The 20,864-nt window shown below is 69.6% G+C and carries 18 protein-coding genes; 15 read left to right on the plus strand and 3 right to left on the minus strand.

Features of this window, described 5'->3' with window-relative positions; translation table 11 throughout:
• Positions 1-328: 328 nt before the first annotated feature.
• Positions 329-1,267 carry an NAD(P)H-binding protein gene (locus HCC78_RS17465; RefSeq protein WP_172330080.1) on the minus strand — a complete coding sequence of 313 codons (939 nt, stop codon included), beginning with the start codon at positions 1,265-1,267 and terminating at the stop codon, positions 329-331.
• Between the two features lie 90 nt (positions 1,268-1,357).
• Here HCC78_RS17465 and HCC78_RS17470 point away from each other — a divergent pair, with 90 nt between their 5' ends.
• Entirely contained in the window at positions 1,358-2,251 is an 894-nt protein-coding gene (locus HCC78_RS17470) for a LysR family transcriptional regulator (RefSeq protein WP_172330081.1), read from the plus strand.
• Positions 2,252-2,607: 356 nt separating this feature from the next.
• On the opposite strand, the gene HCC78_RS17475 is transcribed toward HCC78_RS17470, so the two are convergent.
• Together HCC78_RS17475 and HCC78_RS17480 are read right to left on the minus strand one after the other, a co-directional pair.
• The gene (locus HCC78_RS17475; protein ID WP_172330082.1) at positions 2,608-2,862 is read right to left on the minus strand and encodes a carboxymuconolactone decarboxylase family protein; all 255 of its coding nucleotides are present in this window, start codon (positions 2,860-2,862) and stop codon (positions 2,608-2,610) included.
• 558 nt (positions 2,863-3,420) lie between these two features.
• Positions 3,421-3,672: a hypothetical protein gene (locus HCC78_RS17480; RefSeq protein ID WP_172330083.1), complete on the minus strand. Its 252-nt coding sequence runs from the start codon at positions 3,670-3,672 to the stop codon at positions 3,421-3,423.
• Between the two features lie 601 nt (positions 3,673-4,273).
• Between HCC78_RS17480 and HCC78_RS17485 the strand changes: the two genes are divergently transcribed.
• The 14 genes from HCC78_RS17485 (at position 4,274) to HCC78_RS17550 (ending at position 20,864) form a co-directional block, all read left to right on the plus strand.
• Entirely contained in the window at positions 4,274-5,995 is a 1,722-nt protein-coding gene (locus tag HCC78_RS17485; protein ID WP_172330084.1) for an extracellular solute-binding protein, read from the plus strand.
• Between the two features lie 154 nt (positions 5,996-6,149).
• On the plus strand, positions 6,150-7,493 hold the full coding sequence (locus tag HCC78_RS17490) for an ABC transporter substrate-binding protein (RefSeq protein WP_172330085.1): 1,344 nt from the start codon (positions 6,150-6,152) through the stop codon (positions 7,491-7,493).
• 78 nt (positions 7,494-7,571) lie between these two features.
• Entirely contained in the window at positions 7,572-8,450 is an 879-nt protein-coding gene (locus HCC78_RS17495) for a carbohydrate ABC transporter permease (protein WP_172330086.1), read from the plus strand.
• Entirely contained in the window at positions 8,450-9,334 is an 885-nt protein-coding gene (locus HCC78_RS17500; protein WP_172330087.1) for a carbohydrate ABC transporter permease, read from the plus strand. The genes HCC78_RS17495 and HCC78_RS17500 overlap by 1 nt, the downstream gene beginning before the upstream one ends.
• A 4-nt stretch (positions 9,335-9,338) precedes the next feature.
• Positions 9,339-10,409: an ABC transporter ATP-binding protein gene (locus HCC78_RS17505; RefSeq protein WP_172330088.1), complete on the plus strand. Its 1,071-nt coding sequence runs from the start codon at positions 9,339-9,341 to the stop codon at positions 10,407-10,409.
• Positions 10,410-10,411: 2 nt separating this feature from the next.
• Positions 10,412-11,524 (plus strand): ABC transporter ATP-binding protein, encoded by a 1,113-nt coding sequence (locus HCC78_RS17510; protein ID WP_172330089.1) that lies wholly within the window; start codon positions 10,412-10,414, stop codon positions 11,522-11,524.
• 66 nt (positions 11,525-11,590) lie between these two features.
• Positions 11,591-12,400 carry a TIM barrel protein gene (locus HCC78_RS17515; RefSeq protein WP_172330090.1) on the plus strand — a complete coding sequence of 270 codons (810 nt, stop codon included), beginning with the start codon at positions 11,591-11,593 and terminating at the stop codon, positions 12,398-12,400.
• 7 nt (positions 12,401-12,407) lie between these two features.
• Positions 12,408-13,628 carry a Gfo/Idh/MocA family protein gene (locus HCC78_RS17520; protein ID WP_253949235.1) on the plus strand — a complete coding sequence of 407 codons (1,221 nt, stop codon included), beginning with the start codon at positions 12,408-12,410 and terminating at the stop codon, positions 13,626-13,628.
• 298 nt (positions 13,629-13,926) lie between these two features.
• On the plus strand, positions 13,927-14,610 hold the full coding sequence (locus HCC78_RS17525) for a GntR family transcriptional regulator (protein ID WP_172330091.1): 684 nt from the start codon (positions 13,927-13,929) through the stop codon (positions 14,608-14,610).
• A 105-nt stretch (positions 14,611-14,715) separates the two neighbouring features.
• Positions 14,716-15,663, plus strand: coding sequence for a 3-hydroxyacyl-CoA dehydrogenase family protein (locus HCC78_RS17530; RefSeq protein WP_172330092.1), 948 nt, complete (start codon positions 14,716-14,718; stop codon positions 15,661-15,663).
• 21 nt (positions 15,664-15,684) lie between these two features.
• Positions 15,685-17,058: a short-chain fatty acid transporter gene (locus HCC78_RS17535; RefSeq protein ID WP_172330093.1), complete on the plus strand. Its 1,374-nt coding sequence runs from the start codon at positions 15,685-15,687 to the stop codon at positions 17,056-17,058.
• Positions 17,059-17,122: 64 nt separating this feature from the next.
• A complete protein-coding gene (fahA, locus tag HCC78_RS17540; RefSeq protein WP_172330094.1) occupies positions 17,123-18,481 on the plus strand; it encodes a fumarylacetoacetase in 1,359 nt (452 codons plus the stop codon).
• A gap of 270 nt (positions 18,482-18,751) precedes the next feature.
• Positions 18,752-19,720, plus strand: coding sequence for a substrate-binding domain-containing protein (locus HCC78_RS17545; RefSeq protein WP_172330095.1), 969 nt, complete (start codon positions 18,752-18,754; stop codon positions 19,718-19,720).
• 73 nt (positions 19,721-19,793) lie between these two features.
• Positions 19,794-20,864, plus strand: a complete 1,071-nt coding sequence (locus tag HCC78_RS17550) for an ABC transporter permease (RefSeq protein ID WP_216671203.1) — start codon at positions 19,794-19,796, stop codon at positions 20,862-20,864.

The raw sequence follows: 20,864 nt of genomic DNA on the forward strand, positions 1-20,864 counted from the left end.
TGCCGGAGGCCCGAGCAGGCAGGGATCGGCATGGCCGCCGCAATGGCGGAATGGTGAATATCGGCCAAGTCCGGAATCCGGGGGGCAAGGTCACTCATTGCCTGTCCCGCCGCTGCGGCGGCCGCAGGCCAGGCGCTGGCGACTGCAACCGAACCGCTGGCGGGGCCGCGCGGAACCGGATGGAGAGGGACCGGTCAGCTGCTTCACAGGCTGAGGCGGCAGCGGCTCTGCAGTGGCGCCGTCGGCCCGGTGACGGGCCCCGCCTTGCCGTGCGCGGCAGCTCCTCTCCCGGGACCGCAGCCGCCCAGCAGCGGGTCGCCCAGTCCGTTCAGAGGCAGCCCATCTCCGCCAAAGTCGCGCGGATCGCCGCGTCGAGGGAGGTGCGGGGTTCCGTGCCGATCAGGGTCTCGAGCCGGCGGTTGTCGAGCCGCACCGGATGGCGCCAGTGGTCGGCGATGTCGGCCGCCTCGCGCGGGAGCCCGCCGAACGGCGCCAGCACCCGCATCAGACCCCAGGAGAACCGGACGCGGCGCAGCGGGCGGCCGCAGGCGCGCTCGGCCGCCTCCGACATGTCCCGGCCGGTGGCATCGACGAGCCCCTCGAACTGGACCCGCTCGAACGGCTCCAGCTTGCCGGGGATATCGAGCAGGCGGGCGAAGGCTTCGCCCAGATCGGGCAGATAGGCCCATGAATGGCCCGGGCCGCGGGAGATTTCGGTCACCCGGCGCAGCGGCCTGCCGGGCTGCACCATGGCCTGCGAGAACCAGCTCGAGCGTGCGCCGGGACCGAAAACATCCCCCGCTCTCAGGATCAGCGACGGCACCCCGGGCGCCGCGGCTTCGAGCTGCGCCTCCAGCTCGCGCCGGACAAGGCCCTTGCGGCTCCGCGGCTGCTGCGGGCTGTCCGCGCCGAGAAGCGGCACAGCCGCCGGATCGAAATTGTAGGTGTTCCCCGGCAGGACGACGCGCGCTCCGCAGCTCCGGGCCGCCGCGATCGTGTTGCCGATCATCGGCAGCAGCAGCTTGTCCCAGTCGCGGTAGCCCGCCGGATTGACCGCGTGCACGATGACCTCGGCCCCTTCGGCGGCCCGCAGCACGTCCCCGCCCCGCATCGCGTCGCCTTCGACCCAGCGGATGCCCTGCACCGCCTTGGCCGGTGTCCGGGCCATGGCCCGGACCTGCCAGCCATGATGCCGCAGCGCTGCTGCAACGGCGCCGCCGATCCCGCCCGTCGCGCCGAGAACCAGCGCTGTCCTTCCCGTTTCCATATCCGTTCTCCCGCAGTGACGGGACACAGATGTGGCCGGGCTGATGGAAAATGAATTGCAGGCTTTCCGTCATCCGATAGAAGAAAATCTATGAGCAAGCGGGTAACATGGGACGATCAGCGCATCTTCCTCGCGGTGATCGACACGGGAAGCCTCGCCGGGGCGGCGCGGCAGCTGGGGCTGGCGCATCCGACCGTCCGCGCGCGGATCGAGGCGCTGGAGGATGCGCTCGGCACGGTGCTCTTCACCCGGTCGGCACAGGGGCTGGCGCCCACCGCACTGGCCCGGAGCCTTGCCGGACCCGCCCGCGCCATGGCCCGCGGGGCCGAGCTGTTCGGCCGGGTCGCCGCTTCGCCGCCCGGAGGGATCGCGGGCGTGGTCCGGCTCGGCGTGTCGGACTTCACCGGCGTCGAGGTGGTCCCGCCGCTCCTGGCCCGGCTGCGCCGGGAGCATCCGGAGCTCCGCATCGAGCTCGTGCTCAGCAACGCACCGGCGGACCTTCTCGGCCAGGAAGTCGATGTCGCGGTGCGGCACATGGAGCCGTCGCAGGGGGCGCTCGTCATGCGCCGGCTGCCGCCGGTGCCGCTGGGCTTCTTCGCCTCGGAGGACTATCTCCGCCGCCGCGGCCATCCGGCATCCCGCGCGGATCTGGCCGGGCACGACCTGATCGGTCCCGACCGCAACCCCAGCGATCTGGCGCTGGCCGCGGAACTGCTTTCGGGGCGGCCTCTCTCCAGCCTCGCGCTGAGGACGGACAGCCACCCGGCCCAGGCGGCGGCGGCGCGCGCGGGCCTCGGGATCGCAGTCCTGCCGGCCCCGGGCGCCGAGGCCGATCCCCGGCTCAGGCGCGTGCTGCCGCAGGACACGGTTGCGCTTCTTCCGGTCCATGTCGTCATGCACGGCAACCTCCGCGCCGTGCCCCGCGTGCGGGTGGTTTTCGACACCCTGGTGCAGGGGCTGGAAGGTGCAGCGGCTGCGCCCTGAGCCATGCCGAGAGCGGTCTCGAGCCCTGGCGAGGGCCAAGGCCGACGACCGCCGAAACCCGGCGCAGCTGCGATCCAGCTTGCCGCGCCAGCGCGAAACGGGAGTGCCGGAGAGCCGTTGAAACCGGCGCGGGCCCGGGGGACGAAACCGGACCGGCTGAACCGATCCCGAGCGGACGCGCCGGTGCCAGACTGCAGCCCCCGCAGCGCTCCGGAGGCAAGCGGCAGATGGTCACTGGCTGGCGGCTGCCTGCATCCTGTCGATCTCCGCAGCGAATTCCGCGAAGTCGCAGCCCATGCCGTTGAGCATGGTGCTCCACATGCGCATGGCCCCTGCGGCTGCCACGGCCTCCCGGATCAGCGCTTCGGTTGCAGCGCCGTATGGTCGTCGATGCAGTAGCCGCAGGGGGGCTGGGCCGCCACACCGAGCATGACAAGTTCGCGCGTCAGGCGGCCGAGCTCCGTCTCGCGGCCGCCGAAGCTGCCCTGCCATTGCATGGCCGGGCCGAGCGCGTTCGGGGGACAGGCGTCAGACAAGACGCGCGGGGCCTCCAACGCGGCGGCCGCACCCGCGCCCAGGACCGGCGCAATCGCGGTGGAAACGGATTTCATCGGATGTTCCTTTCGCTCTCGCTGTGTGCCCATGCTGCCTCCGGCCGCGAGGTGGGCGGGATGAGACTTTGCGAAATTCCGGGCCCTCCGGTGACGGCGGAGGAGATGCGGATGGAGCTTGCGGAACGGCAGGGCCTGCCCGGCGGAGCGCCGCTGCGGCGATGTCCCGGCCATGTCGACCCGGCGCGATGCCGATGGAGCGCCTCTTGTCCGGGCGCAGCATTCCGCCCGGTTTCCGTCCGGCAGCATTGGCGAGATCCCGGACGGAGCCGCCTGCCAAGCGGATCGGGACGCAGCCCGGCAACGGCTGCGGGCGCCCGCGCGGAGAGTGGCTGGCGCAGGGTCGCAGTTCCGCGCCGGAACCGCCCGCAACGGGCATGCTGACTTTCCGGCCGCGCGATCCGGACGCTGCCCAGGCCGGGACGGCCCGAGCGCGGGACCTCGCCATCCCGCTCGGCCCTGCCCTGCTTGGCTGCAGGTCGCATCCTCAGGCGCCACCGGGGCGCTTCCGCCTGAAACCGGCCGCAATTCGGCCGCCCGGGCCGGGTGCCCCGGCTATCAGCCGGAAGTCGACCTGAGGATGAATGCGGGCAGGCCCGTGCTCCGGCTCATGCCTGCGGAGGTCGGCACCGGCGGCATTCGCAAGGCCAAGAGGCGGAGGCGCGCGGCACCGAGGTAGCCGGGCTGACCGAAGACCTCTGCGGCATTGCCGCGTGCGCCATCGACCGCCGGAGCCAGCTTCGGGGACAGCAGCGCGCTGGTCGCGCCGATGCATGGAATCGCATCCTCGATCGGTTCCCGCAGTGCCATGGGCTGCTCCGGCGGCAGGAGCGGGATGCGCCCGGCGCCGCGGATCGCACCCGTTGGGGGGCGGCACGCGGCGATCCTGGCTGCGGCGGCCGGCGGAGCGCGCGCCGGAAAGCCCCGGCCCCCGATTCCCGGAGCAGTTGGGCCGGGCGTGCTGTCCCGGCCTTGCCATCGGGCACTGTTCGCCGGACGAGACGCTCTGACTGCTTTGACGCGATGCCGAAGAGGTGCGCTGCTGCGGCACCGCCATTCGCATCGCCCCACTGGCCACTATGGCCGTTGCCTGCCGCTGCATCTTGTCGGCTTGTCGGCATGTCGGCATGTCGGACGAGCGCGGCGGTTTTCCGTCCCGTGCGATGCATCGTGGCGGAAGGAGGGGCGGATCCGGCGCAACAGGCCGGATGCCGCGCGCCCGATGGCTGGGCCGCACATGTCCATCCCGGCCCATGGCACCGGGCAGAGCGGCAGCGGTGACCGGAGGCGCCTTCGGCCGAGCCGGATTCCTGCCTGCCAAGCCGTGGAACGGCACCGCTGCAACGGACGTTGCAATGGGAGCGGAGGCATTGCAGGGTGGGCGCGACTGCCCGTCCGGTTCCGGTGCGCCATGACCAAATACGAAATCCAGGCCATACTGAAATTCCTCGAAGGCATCCGCGGGGCCGGGCTCGAAGGGCTTGGCATCGAGGCGCGCGATCCGGTCTGGATGATGTCGCTGGGCCTACTGGGACGGCATTTCCGCAACCAGCGGACGACGATCTCGGCGCTGGCCGAGACCTCCGGCGCGCCCTATGCCACCGCGCTCCGGGTGATCGACCGGATGATCGCCGGGGACCTGCTGGCCCGGGTGCCCAGCGAGACGGCGCCGCGGCTGGTCTATATCGAGCCAACCCAGCGGCTGCTGCACAACTTCCACGAATACTGCCTGCACCTGAAGGGCCAGATCGGCAGCATCTTCGGCCTGAGCCAGGGCGGCGCGGAGGAGTTCCGCTTCGGCAGCGCCGGGCTGGCCGCCACGATCCTCGACCAGCCCCGGCGGCTGCGGACGCCCTTGGGACTGGAGGGTCCGCTGCGGCTGCTGCTGAAGGACGAGGTGCCGTTCATGGCGCTGTCGCGGATGGCGCCGAAAGTGTCCGAGTTCCTCGGAGTGCCGGTGGAAATCGAGCTTCTGGCCTACGAGGAGCTCAACGGCGCGGTCATCGCCAACAGCCGCCAGCCGCGGTCGCGCCACGACCTGATCGCGCTCGACCTGCCCTGGCTGGGGCGGATGGCGATGGAATCCGCGCTCGAGCCGCTGGACGGGGACCTGCGCGACAGCCGGCTGAACCCGTTCGACTTCTTCGCCGCGGCCTGGGAAAGCGGGCGCTGCATGGGCCGGCAGCTGGGCATTCCCTTTTCGCCGGCCGCCGAGATGTTCCTCTACCGCCGCGACCTGTTCGATGCGGCCGGCCTGGCGCCGCCGCGCCGGCCCGAAGAGGTGCTGGATGCGGCGCGCGTGCTGCACCGCCCGCAGGATGGCCGCTACGGCATCGCCTGGAACGCGGCGCGCGGCCAGCCGCTGGGCCAGACCTTCATCCAGGTGATGGCGGCCTTCGGACAGCCCGCGGTCTCGCTGCGCCGCTTCGGCAGCGGCTACGACACCGACACGCCCTGGCCGGAGCTGCGCCCGCAGCTGTGCGGCGCGGCGGCGCTGCAGACCGCGGACTATCTCAGGGACCTGGCGCGGCACTCGCCGCCGGACATCGCCGCCATGGACTGGAAGCGGCGCCAGGCCTGCTACCGGCGGGGTGCGGCGGCGATGTGCTACGAGTGGTCCACCAGCACGATCGGCTTCGAGGACGATCCCGCCTCGCCGGCCTGCGGGACCACCGGCTACCTGCCCTATCCGGCGCCCGGCGACCTGCCGGGGGTCGCGCCGATGGGAGGCTGGGTCCTGGCGATCCCGTCCAACATCGACCCGGCGCGGCGCGGCGCGGCCTGGCGCGCGCTGGAATGGCTGGTCTCGCCGGAGTTCACCAAGAGCCTCGTGCAGAACGGCTCCACCGCGCGCTGCCTCTACAGCGTCAGCGCCGATCCCGAGATCGCCAACCGGCTGCCGACGATGGATGCCATGGCCTCGATGGAGCGGCGCGGCCAGCTGCAGATCTGGCCGCGGCCGCCGATCCCATTCATCACCTCGCTCATGCGCATCGTCGGCCACGAGATGCATGACGTGATCTGGGGCGGCGCGGATGCGGCGCAGGCGCTGGCCCGGGCGGAGGCAAGCCTGGCACCGATGTACGAGTCCCTGCAACAAACATTGCGAACAGATCTCCGGAAGCATGACTAAGAATCGGAAATACAACGTTATTTATATCCATGTCCAAAATGGACAGGTTGATCCTTTTCTTCCATTGGCATTGTTGCAATGTTGATTGCACCGATCCCGCGGGTCCGGAGGAGACGCGAACGGGGTCCGGACAAGACCTAACGGGAGGAAATCCATGACTCGCAGAACATCGGCGGCCCCGCGCGGGGCGCTGACCGGCATCCTTTTGGCCGGCAGCATCCTGGCCGGCTCGGCCGCATCCGCCGAAGGCCCGCTGGAGGGCCGCTCCATCCGCATCCTCGGCATCGGCGATCCGGTGTTCCAGGTCATGCAGAAGATCCACGGCCAGATGGAGGAGATGGGCGGCGGCTCGATCCAGCTCGACGTGCGCCCCTTCGACGTGCTGCACCAGCAGGTGCTGCTGAATGCCCAGAACGACGTTTCGAACTACGACATCATCGCCGTCGACCTGCCGCAATTCGGCGAGTACATGCCCTACCTCACCGATTTCGGCCCGATGATCGAGGCCTCCGGCTATGACGGCTCGGATTTCCACGAAGTCGCCTGGACCGGCGCGCAGTTTGGCGGCAGGCAGCTCGGCATCCCGCTGCAGCCGCATCCCGAGATCCTCGCCTACCGCAAGGACGTGTTCGAGGAATACGGGCTGGAGCCGCCAACCACGCACGAGGCGCTGCTGCATGCCGCCCAGGTGATCTCGGAGAAGAGCGACGACATGTCGGGCGTGTGCTGGAACGCGGCGCGCGGCACGGCGCTCGGCCAGACCTTCATCACGGTGATGGGCGATTTCGGCGCGGCGCCGATCGACATGGAGAAGCAGGGCGACGATTTCGAGATGGGCGACATCAAGCCCGAGAACATGCATCCGACCATAGACACCGAAGCAGGCAAGGCGACGGCGGACTACCTGCTGGCGATGGAGGAGGTCTCGCCGCCCGGCATCCTCAACATGGCCTGGGACGAGCGCGTCCGGGTCTATGCCAATGGCGGCTGCGCCATGACCTATATCTGGGCCGGCCGCTCGGCGATCTTCGAGCAGGACGACCAATCGCCCGCCAAGGGCAACACGGCCTACCTGCCGCATCCCTCAGGCCCCGGCGCGCCGCCGCGCTCCACCCTGGGCGGCTGGTACCTGGCGATCCCGGCCAATATCGACCCCGAGCGCAAGGAACTTGCCTGGGAGGCGATCCAGTGGCTGTCGAGCCCGGAAATGATCGAGCTCTACACCCAGCACGGCAATTGCGTCTCGCCGCGCCGCTCGGTCAGCCAGCTGGAGAACGTCCAGGCCGCCTGCCCGGTGATCCCGGCGGTCGACCGCATGGCCGAGGCCGGCGAACTGGCCGGGTGGCAGCGCCCGCCGGTGCCCGAGATCCAGAAGATCGTCGACGTGCTGGGCGCGGAAATGCACCAGATGCTGTCCGGCGACAAATCCGCGGAAGACGCGCTGGAAAGCTCGCAGCGGCTGCTCGACCGCGAGATGCGCAAGGCCGGCTACTACTGAGCCCTCCGCCGGTCCCCGTCCGGGGGACCGGCCCGCATCCCGCGCCGCGCTCCGCCCCACCATCGAACAGGTCCCGCCATGTCACGCAATCGCGAGGCGAAACGCGCAGCCATCGTGCTAGTCTCTCCGGCCATGCTGCTGCTTTTCGCGCTCAACATCTTCCCGGTGCTCTACGCCGTCTACATCAGCCTGCACCACTGGTCGCTGGCCAGCCCCAACCCGCCGCGCTTCGCCGGCCTCTTCAACTACCAGGAACTCTGGTACGACGGCCGCTTCTCCAATTCGCTCGGCGTTTCGGCCACCTTCATCGCCCTCGCCGTCCTGATCGAGCTGGCGCTCGGCTTCGGGCTGGCCTTCCTCTTCAACCGCAAGCTCCGCGGGCTCGAGACCCTGCGCAAGCTGTCGCTCCTGCCGGTCATGGCGATGCCGCTGGTGGTCGGGCTGGTCTGGTTCTACATGCTCAACCAGAATTTCGGCGTCACCAACTGGGTTCTGTCGCTCTTCGGCATCGGCGCCCAGCCCTTCCTGACCGACGGCACGCTGGCGATGCTCAGCGTCGTGCTGGCCGATGTCTGGCAGTGGACGCCCTTCGTCATGCTGGTGATCTTCGCCGCGCTGCAGTCGCTGCCGGAATACGTCTTCGAGGCGGCACGAATGGACGGGCTGACCGAGCGCGAGATCTTCCGCCGGATCACCCTGCCGCTCCTGCGCCCGGCGATCCTCGTGGTGCTGGTGATCCGCGCCATCGACGCCTTCCGCATGATCGAGCTGGTCTTCATGATGACCAAGGGCGGCCCCGGCGGCTCGACCGAGGTTCTGCCATGGTACATCTACACGACCGGCTTCCTCTCGCTCGACCTCGGCTATGCCGCCGCGATGGCGGTGGTGATGATCGTCCTCGTGACGCTCGGCGCGCAGGTCTTCGTCCGCAAGATCGCAGATCCGGGAGCCGCCTGATGGCCAGCATGGACACATCCACCGCCCGTCTCGCCCCGAAGGCCGCAAGGGCCCCCGGCAGCCTCGGCACCGGCGACATCCTGCGCTACGCGCTGGCCAGCATCTTCGTCGGCTTCTGCCTCTTTCCGCTCTACATGGTGCTCTCCACCTCGCTGAAGGCCGAGGCCGACATCTTCGCCTTCCCGCCGGCCTGGAGCTTCCGGCCGATCTGGGACAACTTCAACGACGCGCTCTTCGTCTTCGGCGGCACCGGGGTGATGCCCTTCCTGCTGAACTCGGTGATCGTGACCGCGGCCAGCACGGCGGCGGCGGTCGGGCTGGGCGCCATGGTGGCCTACGGGCTGACCAGGTTCCGCATCCGCGGCGGCAGCCACCTGTTCTTCTTCATCCTGTCGACGCGCTTCGCCCCGCCCGTGGCCTTCGTCGTGCCGCTCTACCTGATGGTGCGGCAGACCGGGCTGATGGACACGCATCTGGCGCTGATCCTGATCTACACCTCGATGAACCTGTCGCTGGTGGTCTGGATCATCCGCGGCTTCTTCGAGGCGATCCCGGTCGAGATCGAGGAAGCGGCCGAGATCGACGGCTATTCGCGGCTGCAGATCTTCTTCAAGGTCGCGCTGCCCCTGGTGAAACCCGGGCTGATCACCACCGCGATCCTCTCGGCGATCATGTCCTGGAACGAGTTCCTGATCGCCACGGTGATGACCCAGAACAAGGCTGCGACCCTGCCGGTCTACCTGGGCGGCTTCTCCGGCTCCATGGGGCTGGAATGGGGTCCCTACATGGCCGTGGGCGCCATCGCCGTCCTTCCCATCATGATCTTCACGCTGGTGCTGCAGAAGCATCTGGTGCGCGGGCTGACCTTCGGAGCCGTGAGGTAAAGACATGGCACATGTACAGATACGCAACGTCTCGAAAATCTATGCCGACGGCACGCCCGCGGTGACCGGGCTCGACCTGGACATCGCTGCGGGAGAATTCCTCTGCGTGCTCGGCCCCTCGGGCTGCGGCAAGTCCTCCACCCTGCGGATGCTCGCCGGGCTGGAGGAGGTCTCCACCGGGCAGATCCTCGTCGACGGCGACGACGTGGTGGGCCGTCCCGCGCGGGAACGCGACATCGCCATGGTGTTCGAGAACTACGCGCTCTACCCGCATCTCGACGTCTTCGCCAACATCGCCATGCCGCTGGTGGCGCGGCGGCGGCCGAAGGCCGAGATCCGCGACCGGGTCGGGCGCATCGCCGGGACCATGGGGATCACCGAGCATCTCGCCAAGCGGCCGGGCAAGCTCTCGGGCGGGCAGCGCCAGCGCGTGTCGCTGGCCCGCGCGATGATCCGGCGGCCGAAGATGTTCCTGATGGACGAGCCGCTGGGCCACCTGGAGGAATACATGCGCATCGAGCTGCGCCGGGAAATCCGCGCGCTGCACGAGGCGGCGGGCGGCACGACCTTCTACATCACCCATGACCAGGAGGAGGCCGCCGCGGTCAGCGACCGGATCGCGGTGATGTCTTCGGGAGAACTTCAGCAGCTCGGCACCATGAAGGAGCTGATCGAGCGCCCGGCCAACCGCTTCGTCGCGGAATTCGTGGGCGAGCCGCCGATCTCCATCTTCGAAGAGCTTCGCGCCACCGGAACGGAGGTGTCGATCGGCGATTGGCGGCTGCCGCTGCCGCCCGGCAGCCGCAAGGCAAGACCCGCCTCGGCCGGGGTGCGCCCGGCGCATTTCCGCATCGCGGGCAGCGACATGCCGGGACTTTCGGCCGAGGCGCGCTTGGTCCAGCCGATGGGGGAAAGCGCGGCCGTTCTCTGCGACACGCCCGCAGGCGATGCCACGGTGATCGTGCCGATGGCGGCGGTCCCGCGCGAGGGCGACCGGTTCCGGCTTGTCGCCGCGCCGGAGCACGTCCATTTCTTTGCCGCCTCCGGGCGGGCCATCCGCAGCGGGGAGGACTGACCATGGCACGGATTTCGGTGGAAGGGCTGTCCAAGTCCTTCGGCGCCTACAGGGTCTTCGAGGATCTCGACCTCGCCATCCCGAAGGGCAGCTATGTCTGCCTTCTGGGTCCCTCGGGCTGCGGAAAGTCGACGCTGATGCGGATGATCGCCGGTCTCGATACCGAGCATGGCGGCCATATCCGCTTCGACGGCAAGCCGGTGGAGCACCTGACCGCGGCGCAGCGCGATGTCGGCATGGCCTTCCAGAACTACGCGCTCTATCCGCATCTCACCGTCGAGGGAAACCTGCGCTTCCCGATGAAGGCACCGCTGCAGAAGGGCCGCTGGAGCGCGGCGCAGATGACGGAGCGCGTCGGCGAGGTAGCCGACCTGCTGCAGATCCGCCCCCTCCTGGGCCGCGCGATCAACCAGCTTTCGGGCGGACAGCAGCAGCGGGTGTCGCTGGGCCGCGCGCTGGTGCGCCATCCCAAGGTGCTGCTGCTCGACGAGCCGGTGACCCATCTGGACGCGCGGCTGCGCTATGCGATGCGCTCCGAGCTGAAGCGCATCCACAAGGTGATGGGCACCACGACCGTCCATGTCACCCATGACCAGGGCGAGGCGCTGGCCATGGCCGACCTTCTGGTGATCATGCGCGGCGGCAGGATCGAGCAGGCCGCGCCTGCGATGGAGGTCTATTCCGACCCGGCCACGGCCTTCGTCGCGGGCTTCCTCGGCGCGGTGCCGCGGACGGTGCTGACCCTGCCGCTGTCGGAAAGGGACGGCACAGCCGGGCTGCGGCTCGGCGGCCAGCACGTGCCGCTGCCGCCAGCGCTTGTGGCCGCCGCAAGGCAGGCGGGCGGCGGGACGGTGACCATCGCCCTGCCAGCCAGCGCCTTTGCCGTCGACCCGGACGGTCCGGTCGAAGGCACGGTCGCGGCCCACGAGATGATCGAGGGCGCGCAGCGGCTGGTGCTGCAGGCGGACGGGCAGCGCGTCAACATCCAGCGCAGCGAGACCGCGCCGGTGGCCAATGGCGACCGGCTGCGGTTCCGCGTCGACGCCTCGGAGGGGCTGCTCTTCGATGCCGCGACCGGCGACCGGCTGCGCCCGCCGCTGCGCCGCGCCGCCTGACCTCCCCGCTTCCGGCCGCGGGCGGCAGCGCCCGGGCCGATCCCCCTTCTCAAGGAGACCAACGCGATGCAGCGTGCCCTCAACCACATGGCAGCCCCGGGCCTCGACTGGGTGCATTTCCTCGACCTCGCCGCGCAGCTCGGCTGCACCGGAGTCGAATTCCGCAACGACCTCGACGGCGAGCTCTTTGGCGGATCCGCCCCCGGCGATGTCGCCGCGCTTGCCGCCGCCCGCGGGCTGCGCATCCTGGCCCTGGCCGAGGTGAAGGCCTTCAACGACTGGTCGCCGGAAAAGGCTGCGGAGGCAGAGGCACTGATGCGGATCGCCCGCGCCTGCGGCGCCGAACGGGTGAGCCTGATCGCCCGCAACGACGGCAAGCGCATGGCCAAGGCCGAGCGGCAGGAGGACCTGAAGGCGGCGATCGACGGGCTCGGCCCGCTGCTCGAGGCGCATGGCCTCGTCGGGCTGATCGAGCCGCTGGGCTTCGCCGCCTGCTCGCTGCGCGACAAGGCCGACACCGTCGGGGCCATTCTGGACGCGGGCGCCGCCGGGCGGTTCCAGATCGTGCACGACACCTTCCACCACGCGCTGGCGGGCGGAGGCGAAATCTTCGCCGGGATGACCGGCATCGTCCATGTCTCGGGCGTGACCGACCCGTCGCTGTCGGTGTCGGACATGCAGGACAGCCACCGGGTGCTGGTGGATGCGCATGACCGGCTGGACAATCTCGGCCAACTCGAGGCGCTGCGGCGCGCGGACTATGCCGGACCGGTCAGCTTCGAGCCCTTCGCCGCCGAGATCCACGCGCTGGCCGATCCGCGCGCGGCCTACGAGACCTCCTTCGGCTTCCTCGAAACCGCGCTCGAGCCGGCGTGAGCGACACATGCGGGACGACACTCACATGCAGGTTTCCCTGACCAGCCAAGCCAAGCCCCCGGCGGCCTTTCCCGCGCGGACGCGCAAGCTGCGGCTCGGCGTCGTCGGCGGCGGCGGCAACGCCTTCATCGGCCGCGTGCACAGCCGCGGCGCCATCCTCTCGGGCCGGTGGGAGGTCGTGGCCGGCGCGCTGTCCTCCCGCCCCGAGGTGGCGGCGGCGTCGGCGCGGGACTGGCTGATCGCGGATGACCGGGCCTATGCCGACTGGGCGGAAATGGCACGCGCCGAGGCGGCGCGGCCCGGCGGCATCGACGCGGTGGCCATCACCGTGCCCAACCACCTGCACTTCCCGGTTGCCATGGCCTTCATGGAGGCCGGGATCGACGTGATCTGCGACAAGCCCCTGGCCAACTCGCTCGCGGAAGCCCGCGCACTGGAGGAGATGGCCCGCAAGACCGGGCTGGTCTTCGGCGTCACCTATTCCTATTCCGGCCATTCGATGGTGCGCCAGGCAAGGCAGATGATCCGCGAGGGCATGATCGGCCGGGTCACCCAGATCCACGGCGAGTTCCTGCAGGAGATGGCAATGCTGACCGGCGAGGATGCCTGGTCGGAAAGCGACTGGCGCAAGGATCCCGACAAGGTCGGCGGCGCGGCCACGACATCGGATATCGGCAGCCACGCGCATCACCTGGCCGAATATGTCTCGGGACTCGACCTGGAGGAGCTGCGCTGCGACTTCCACACGCTCGGTGCGCCGCAGCCGCTCGAGGACAGCGCCTTCTTCTCCTGCCGCTATGCCGGCGGGGTGCCGGGGACGCTGCTGGTGTCGCAGGCCATGGCCGGGTCGCAATGCGAGCTGCGCTTCCGCATCTCCGGCACGGAAGGCACGCTGGAATGGAACCAGGAGGATCCGGAATTCCTGCACCACCGCCCGTTCAACGCGCCCGCGCGGCGGATCTCGCGCGGACACGGCGCCGGGATGCTGGGCGATGCCTCGCGCTTCGTCCACATGCCGCGCGGCCATCCCGAGGCCCTGTCGGATGCCTGGGCCAACATCTACGAGGAGATGGCCATCGCCGTCGAGGCGCGCCGGACCGGCACGGTCCCGCCGGAAGGGCTGCTGGCCTATCCCGACCTGCGCGCGGGCATCCGCGGCGTGGCCTTCATCCAGGCGGCCATCGCATCCGACCGGGCGGGCGGCGCCTGGACCCGGCTGGAGACCTGAGCCGCCTTCCACCGGCTCCTCGACGGCCTGTCCGGCCCCCGTCCCTGCGCAGGACGGGGGCCGTTGCCGTCTGTCCTCGTCGGGCCAACCGCGGAGAGTGCCCTGAAAACCGGCAGTTCGGCCGCCCCCGCGGCGCAGCGCGCAACCTCCGGGACCCCTGCGCGCTGCAGACCGCAACCTGCACCCTGTCCCGTGCTGCGAACCGCCGGTTTCCCGCGCGAAATTTCCGGTCCCGCCCCGAATCTTTTTGCACACTTTAATTTTTTGTGCACAAAAAGACCCGGAGGGAGGATGAAACATGACGGAGCTCGAGCCCCGCGGCGACGGGGAGACCCTGGCGGAACAGGCCGTGCAGAGGCTGCAGCAGGACATCATGTCCGGCGCGCTGAAGCCCGGCACAAGGCTGGCGGTGACCGACCTGGCGAAGCGCTACGGCGTCAGTTCCAGCCCGGTGCGCGAAGCGCTGTCGCGGCTGGCCGCGCGCAACATGGTGGCCGCCACCGGCAGGCGCGGCTTCCGCGTGCGGGAGCTGAGCCGCGAGGACCTTGCCGACATCACCCGGGTCCGCATCCTCGTCGAGCGCGAGGCGCTGCGCCTGTCGATGCTCCATGGCGGCGACGCCTGGGAGGCGGAAGTGATCGGCACGCTGCACCGGCTGCGGCTCAACGTTCATCGCGCGGGCGCCGCCTTCGGCAGCGGCGGCGAGGAATTCGACCGGCTGCATCACGGCTTCCACGCCGCGCTGATCGGCGGCTGCGGCTCGCCCCGGCTGATCGAGCTGGCGGGCGACCTCTACAACCAGGCCTTCCGCTACCGCCAGATCAACATGCGCGCCATGGCCGATGCCGAAAGCTTCGTCGGCATGCACGAGGTGCTGGCCAAGGCGGCGATCGGGCGCGACGAGGACCGCGCCCATGCGCTGCTGCGCAGCCACCTGAATTCCACCCTGGCGAATGTCTATCCGGAGCACGGCCCGGCCTGACCCGCCCCGGCCGCGGCGCAGCGGCCTCCCGACACACGCACATGCCCCCGGCCGCCTCCCCGCGGCCGGATGGGACAGCTCATGCCAGATCAACCGGAGGACCCCATGACAGGGATCGGCACCATAACGGTCATCGGCGCAGGCACGATGGGCCACGGCATCGCGGAGACTTTCGCGATCCATGGCCACGCGGTCCGCCTGTTCGACCCCTTCCCCGAGATGCGCGGCAAGGCCCGCGCCGCCATCGCCGCCGAGCTGGAGCTGCTGGCCGAGACCGGCCGCATCGGCCCGGCCGCCGCCGCGGACATCCTGGCGCGCATCGCCTTCCCGGAGGACCTGGCCGAAGCCGTGGCAGGCGCGGAATTCGTGATCGAGGCCATCCCCGAGGACATCGCGCTGAAACGCGCGCTCTTCGCCGATCTCGACCGGCTCTGCGCCCCCGGCACGATCCTGGCCAGCAACACCTCGAGCCTCGACCTGGACGACATGATCGCGGAGCTGCCCGGGGCGCGGCGCGCGGACTGCATGATCTGCCACTGGTACAACCCCGCGCATCTGGTGCCGCTGGTCGAGCTCTCGGATTTTGGCAACATGGACCCGGCCGATCTGGAGCGGGTCGAAGCGCTGCTGCAGGGCTGTGGCAAGAAGACGATCCGGGTGCTGCAGAACCTGCCCGGGCTGATCGCCAACCGCATCCAGCAGGGCATCGCCCGCGAGGTCTTCGCGCTGATCGAATCCGGGGCGGCGACGCCCGAGGACATCGACGCCGCGCTGAAATACGGCCCCGCCTTCCGCTATGCCACCACCGGCCAGCTGGAGATCGCGGATTTCGGCGGCATCGACATCTGGTGCGCCGTCGGCGACAACCTGCTGCCCGAGATCAGTGCCGCCCAGGCCGCCAGCGACCTGCTGCGCCGCAAGATCGCGGAGAACAAGCTGGGGCTGAAGACCGGAGAGGGGTTCTTCAGCTACGGCGAGGGCCGCAGCGCCGAAATCACCCGCGACTTCCACCGGCGGCTGATCCGCCAGCTCGCCACCATCGACGACAACTGACATCGCCCCAGGGAGGACCCCATGAGCCTGATGGACATGGAAAACGCAGGATCGCCGCTCTGGCGCCTGTCCAAGAAATTCGACTTCGCCGCCGAGCGGATCATCCCCGACCCGCTGGTCTTCTGCATGATCTTCACCGTCATCATCTTCGGCGCGGGCGTGCTGGCCACCGGCAACGCGCCGCTGGCGATGGCGCAGTACTGGTATGACGGGATCTGGTCGCAGGCGGCCTTCGCCTTCCAGATGGCCTTCATGGTGGTCTGCTGCGCGGTGACCGCGCGCTCGGCCCAGGTCAGCCGCGGGCTCGACCGGCTGGCCCGCGCGGTGCAGCGCCCGGCCACCGCCGTGCTGATGCTGATGGTCTTCGGCTATCTCGCCAGCTTCGTGAACTGGGCCTTCGCGCTGATCGTGACGCCGGTCCTTGCCATGGCGCTGAGCCAGCGCATCCGCGGGCTGCATTTCCCGATGCTGATCGCGGCCGGCTATTCGACCATGATCCTCGGCCAGTGCCTCAGCCCCACCGGCACGATCTTCGCCCTGCTCGCAGGCGACCACCCGCTGGCGGAGAAGATCGGGGTCATGCCGCAGACCATGACCACCTACAATCCGGCCAACATCGTCATCTGGGTGCTGCTCGCCGGGCTGACGACGCTGATCGCGATGCGCACCCGGCCCTCGGAGGCCGAGATCGTCGAGTTCCGCCGCGACCATGCGCCCGCGCCCGAAGCAGAACCGGAACCAGACGAATTCGCCGGGTCCATTGCCGACCGGCTGAACGGCAGCCGCCTGCTGATGTGGGCAATCGGCACGCTGGGCGCGGTGATGATCGCCTTCACCGTGGCGCGCAACGGGCTGTTCTCGTCGCTGTCGCTCAGCTTCGTGATCTTCGTCTTCCTGATCGCCAACTTCTTCCTCTACAACACCCCGGCCCGGTTCATCGCCGCCTACCGCGACAACCTCAAGCTCGCGACCGACGTGATGATCCAGTTCCCCTTCTACGGCGGCATTGCCGGAATGATGGCCAAATCCGGCCTGGCCACGGCGATCGTCGGCTTCTTCACCTCGATCTCGACGGCGGACACGCTGCCGTTCTTCACCTACCTCTCCTCCTCCCTGGTGAACCTGTTCATCCCCTCGCAGGGCGGGCAGTGGATCGTGCAGGGCGGGATCACCGTGGACGCCGCGCTGCAGACCGGGGCCGACCTGCCGCTGATCGTCAATGCCTTCGTCTACGGCGACCAGGCGACGAACCTGCTGCAGCCGCTCTACGTCATCCCGGCGCTCGCCGTGGTCGGCATGCGGCTGCGCGACGTGTGGGGCTACATGGCCTTCCTGTGGTGCATCTGGTTCGCGGTGACCTCGGTGCTGCTGCTGGCCATCCCCGCCTTCCTCTGACTTTCCCGGTCCCGGCGGGCCAGCCGCCGGGACATCTCCCGAAGCGACGCGAAAAGGACTTCCCATGCCAGGATATCCCGAACTCGACCATACCAACGATCCGGCCGCCCGCTCCTGGGTCGGGACGGCCAATGACGGCATCAACGATTTCCCGGTCCAGAACCTGCCGCTCGGCATCTTCTCGGCGGCGGGCCTGCCGCCGCGGGCCGGCATGGCCATCGGCGCCAGCGTGCTCGATCTCGTGGCCGCCTCCGATCTGGGGCTTCTCGGCGACGCCGTCCCGCGGGAGCTGTTGGCGAAGGCCGGGCTCAACGATCTCTTCGCGGCGGGGCACGGGGCCGGACTGCGGCTGCGCCATGCCGCCTTCGCGCTGCTGGAGGCCTCCGACACGATGGGCGCGCAGGCCCATGCAGGAGCCATCCTGCATGACATGGAAACGGTCACGATGCACCGGCCGGTGCATGTCGGCAACTACACCGATTTCTACGCGGGCATCCATCACGCGGTGCGCGCGGGCGGGCTGCTGCAGCCCGAGAACCCGCTGCCCGACAACTACAAATGGGTGCCGATCGGCTATCACGGCCGTGCCTCGACGACGCGCGTTTCCGGCACGGATGTCCGCCGCCCCGCAGGCCAGTTTCAGCCGGCACCAGGCGCCGCGCCGGAATTCGGCCCCTGCCGGGAACTGGACCTGGAGCTGGAGATGGCCGTCTATGTCGGCCGTCCGACCGAATGGGGCCGCCCGCTGGGCATCGCCGAGGCGGCGGAGCATGTCGCCGGCTACGGGCTGCTGAACGACTGGTCGGCGCGCGACATCCAGCGCTGGGAAATGAAGCCTCTGGGGCCGTTCCTGTCGAAGAACCTCGGCACCTCGCTGTCGCCCTGGGTGCTCTCGCCGCAGGCGCTGGCGCCGTTCCGCGTGGCGATGGCGCCGCGCGATCCGGCCGATCCGCAGCCCCTGCCCTACCTGATGTCCGCCGAGGACCAGGCCAAGGGCACCTTCGACGTCGCGCTGAGCGTCCAGATCCGGACCGGGCGGATGCGGGCGGCGGGCGACGCGCCGGTGACGATCATCCGCTCCAACATGCGCGACCTCTACTGGACGCCGCAGCAGCTGCTGGCCCACCACACCTGCTCGGGCTGCGAGATGGAGGCGGGCGACCTGATCGGAACCGGCACGATTTCCGGCCCGCGCGAGGACGAGCTCGGCAGCCTGCTGGAGCTGACCATGAACGGCGCGCGCCCGGTTCGGCTGCCGAACGGCGAGACCCGCAGCTTCCTGGCCGATGGCGACGAAATCACGCTGAAAGGCCGCTGCACACGCGAGGGCTTCGTGCCGATCGGCTTTGGCACCTGCACCGGCACCGTCCTGCCTGCCCCGGTCGCTGCCGCGCCCCGCACGCTGGCCGGCAGCCCGGCCTGACGGCATTTCCCCGGACGCCGGGACGGTCCGGGGCCGGAGGCGCCTGCGCTTGAGCGGGAATGAGGTTGCCCGCGGCCGGGAATGAGGGATTTTGAAAGGATCTCTGCAACACATATTGCAGATATTTGAAATTCAGAAAATTTCATGCACTCCTTGCAGGGCCGGGGCGGCGGTCCCGGACTGCGGCGGTCCCGCCGCAGCGGCGCAGAAGCGGGCCCGCAGAGCCTGCTGCGCCTCCGGCGCGACATGCATGCGATCAGGGAGGATAGCATGAAATTCAAGAGCCTGCTTGCCGGTGTCCCGGCAGCGGCGCTGCTGGCCCTTTGCGGCCCGGCGCTGGCGAAGGACAGCGACCACGACTGGAGCAACATCGACATTCTCGTGCTGCACTGGTCGCAATCCTCGAACCCGTTCTTCGGCCCGGTCAATGCCGGGGCCGAGGACGCCGCCGAGGACCAGGGCGTCAACATCGACATCCAGTTCGGCGAGGAGGACCCGGTGGTCACCTCGAACATCCTGGAGACCGCCATCGCCAACGGCGTGGAGGCCATCGCGCTCGGCATTGCCGACGACGACAGCTACGATGACATCCTGTGCCGCGCGTCGCAGCAGGGCATCGTCGTGGTCAGCATGAACATCGACGACAGCAAGGGCCGCGACGGCACCTGCCGGCTGGCCTTCATGGGCCAGGACTTCGTGACGGCGGGCAAGGCGCTCGGCGAGCGGATGATCGCGGAGCACGGCATCGGCGCGGGCGACCTGGTCTTCACGCCGGTCGAGGCACCCGAGGGCACCTACGCCGTGCTGCGCCACCAGGGCGTGGCCGAGGCGATGGCCGAGGTCGGCGCGACCACCGAGATGCTGGCCACCACCAACGACCACGGCACCGCGCTGAACCTGATGACCCAGTACCTGCTGGGCCATCCCGACACCAAGGCGGTGATCGGCCTCGGCCAGACGCCGACCAGCCAGGCGGGGCAGGCGATCCGCGATGCCGGGCTCGACATCCCGGCGGGCGGCTTCGACATCTCGGAATCGATCCTCGCCGACATCCGCGACGGCGTGCTGACCGCGGCGGTCGACCAGCAGCCCTACAGCCAGGGCTACTACGCCGTCACCCAGGCGGCGCTGGCGGTGAAATACGGGCTCTATCCCTCAGAGATGGATACCGGCGGCATCGGTCTGGTCGACAAGACCAATTTCGGCGCCGCCGTCGAGTGGTCCGGCCGGGTGCGCTGAGCGCCCCGCCCGTCCCCCGGGGCGCGGCCGCGGCCGCCCCCGGTCCCCCAGCCCGAGCCGGAAAGCCAGACCAATGACCATGACCCAGAGCGACCCCGTCGCCTCCTCCGACCATATCCGCGCGGCCATCGACACCCGCAACCAGCGCGGCCCCCTCGTCAAGCTGCGCGACTGGATCACCTCGCGCCCCGAGGGCGGCATCGCCGTGCTCTTCGTCACCGTCCAGATCGTGGTGATCGCCGCGGCGCTCGCCAATCCGCAGTTCCGCTATCTCTCGGATGCCAACATCGCCGTCATGCTGAAAGCCATCGCGCCGCTGGGCATCATGGCGCTCGGCGTCGGCGTGCTGATGATCGCCGGCGAATTCGACCTCTCGGTCGGCTCGCTCTATTCCTTCTGCGCCATCGTCACCGCGACGCTGACCGCGCAATGGGGCGGCGACGGGGCCGAGGGCGTGGCCTGGGCGCCCTTTGCCGCGGCTGCGGCGGGACTTGCCGTCGGAACGGCCGCGGGGCTGCTGAACGGCTATGTCACGCTGAAATTCGCCATCCCCTCCTTCATCACCACGCTGGGCGCGATGCTGATGTGGAAGGGCGTGACGCTGTTCTACCACGGCGCGACGTCGCTGCGCTTCAAGCCGTCCGAGCCATTCGCCACGCTCTTCGGCGGGTCGGTCGGGATCGTCCATGCCTCGATCATCTGGTTCGCCATCGCGGCCGCGATCTTCTGGGCGATGCTGCACCACCACCGCATCGGCAACCATTTCTTCGCCGTCGGCGGCAACCGCCAGGCCGCGGTGGCGATCGGCATCAACCCGATGAAGACCAAGCTGATCGCCTTCGGCCTGACCGGCTTCATGGCGGCCTTCGCAGGGATCATCGCGGGCACCCGCGTCAGTTCCATCCAGCCCGGCGGCGGCCAGGGGCTGGAGCTCGTCGCCATCGCGGCCTGCGTGATCGGCGGCCATGCGCTGATGGGCGGGCGCGGCTCGATCCTCGGCATCGTGCTGGGCACCGCGCTGATGTTCACCATCCAGGACGTGCTGCTTCTGATGCGCGCCCCGGGCTTCTATTTCGAGATGTTCGTCGGCCTGCTGATCGTGCTCGCCGTGATCATGAACATGGCCATCCGGCGCCGCGGCTGA

Source organism: Mangrovicoccus sp. HB161399, assembly GCF_013184745.1.
In the GTDB taxonomy this organism is placed as follows: domain Bacteria; phylum Pseudomonadota; class Alphaproteobacteria; order Rhodobacterales; family Rhodobacteraceae; genus Mangrovicoccus.

What these genes read in the sequence shown, in the direction of transcription:
- HCC78_RS17535 (WP_172330093.1), top strand. Translation starts at nt 15,685, where the DNA reads ATGAGCCTGATGGACATGGAAAACGCAGGATCGCCGCTCTGGCGCCTG.
- HCC78_RS17485 (WP_172330084.1), top strand. Translation starts at nt 4,274, where the DNA reads ATGACCAAATACGAAATCCAGGCCATACTGAAATTCCTCGAAGGCATC.
- HCC78_RS17475 (WP_172330082.1), bottom strand. Translation starts at nt 2,862, where the DNA reads ATGAAATCCGTTTCCACCGCGATTGCGCCGGTCCTGGGCGCGGGTGCG.
- HCC78_RS17550 (WP_216671203.1), top strand. Translation starts at nt 19,794, where the DNA reads ATGACCATGACCCAGAGCGACCCCGTCGCCTCCTCCGACCATATCCGC.
- HCC78_RS17470 (WP_172330081.1), top strand. Translation starts at nt 1,358, where the DNA reads ATGAGCAAGCGGGTAACATGGGACGATCAGCGCATCTTCCTCGCGGTG.
- HCC78_RS17525 (WP_172330091.1), top strand. Translation starts at nt 13,927, where the DNA reads ATGACGGAGCTCGAGCCCCGCGGCGACGGGGAGACCCTGGCGGAACAG.
- HCC78_RS17510 (WP_172330089.1), top strand. Translation starts at nt 10,412, where the DNA reads ATGGCACGGATTTCGGTGGAAGGGCTGTCCAAGTCCTTCGGCGCCTAC.
- HCC78_RS17520 (WP_253949235.1), top strand. Translation starts at nt 12,408, where the DNA reads ATGCGGGACGACACTCACATGCAGGTTTCCCTGACCAGCCAAGCCAAG.
- fahA (WP_172330094.1), top strand. Translation starts at nt 17,123, where the DNA reads ATGCCAGGATATCCCGAACTCGACCATACCAACGATCCGGCCGCCCGC.
- HCC78_RS17500 (WP_172330087.1), top strand. Translation starts at nt 8,450, where the DNA reads ATGGCCAGCATGGACACATCCACCGCCCGTCTCGCCCCGAAGGCCGCA.
- HCC78_RS17495 (WP_172330086.1), top strand. Translation starts at nt 7,572, where the DNA reads ATGTCACGCAATCGCGAGGCGAAACGCGCAGCCATCGTGCTAGTCTCT.
- HCC78_RS17490 (WP_172330085.1), top strand. Translation starts at nt 6,150, where the DNA reads ATGACTCGCAGAACATCGGCGGCCCCGCGCGGGGCGCTGACCGGCATC.
- HCC78_RS17505 (WP_172330088.1), top strand. Translation starts at nt 9,339, where the DNA reads ATGGCACATGTACAGATACGCAACGTCTCGAAAATCTATGCCGACGGC.
- HCC78_RS17530 (WP_172330092.1), top strand. Translation starts at nt 14,716, where the DNA reads ATGACAGGGATCGGCACCATAACGGTCATCGGCGCAGGCACGATGGGC.
- HCC78_RS17545 (WP_172330095.1), top strand. Translation starts at nt 18,752, where the DNA reads ATGAAATTCAAGAGCCTGCTTGCCGGTGTCCCGGCAGCGGCGCTGCTG.
- HCC78_RS17465 (WP_172330080.1), bottom strand. Translation starts at nt 1,267, where the DNA reads ATGGAAACGGGAAGGACAGCGCTGGTTCTCGGCGCGACGGGCGGGATC.
- HCC78_RS17515 (WP_172330090.1), top strand. Translation starts at nt 11,591, where the DNA reads ATGCAGCGTGCCCTCAACCACATGGCAGCCCCGGGCCTCGACTGGGTG.
- HCC78_RS17480 (WP_172330083.1), bottom strand. Translation starts at nt 3,672, where the DNA reads ATGGCACTGCGGGAACCGATCGAGGATGCGATTCCATGCATCGGCGCG.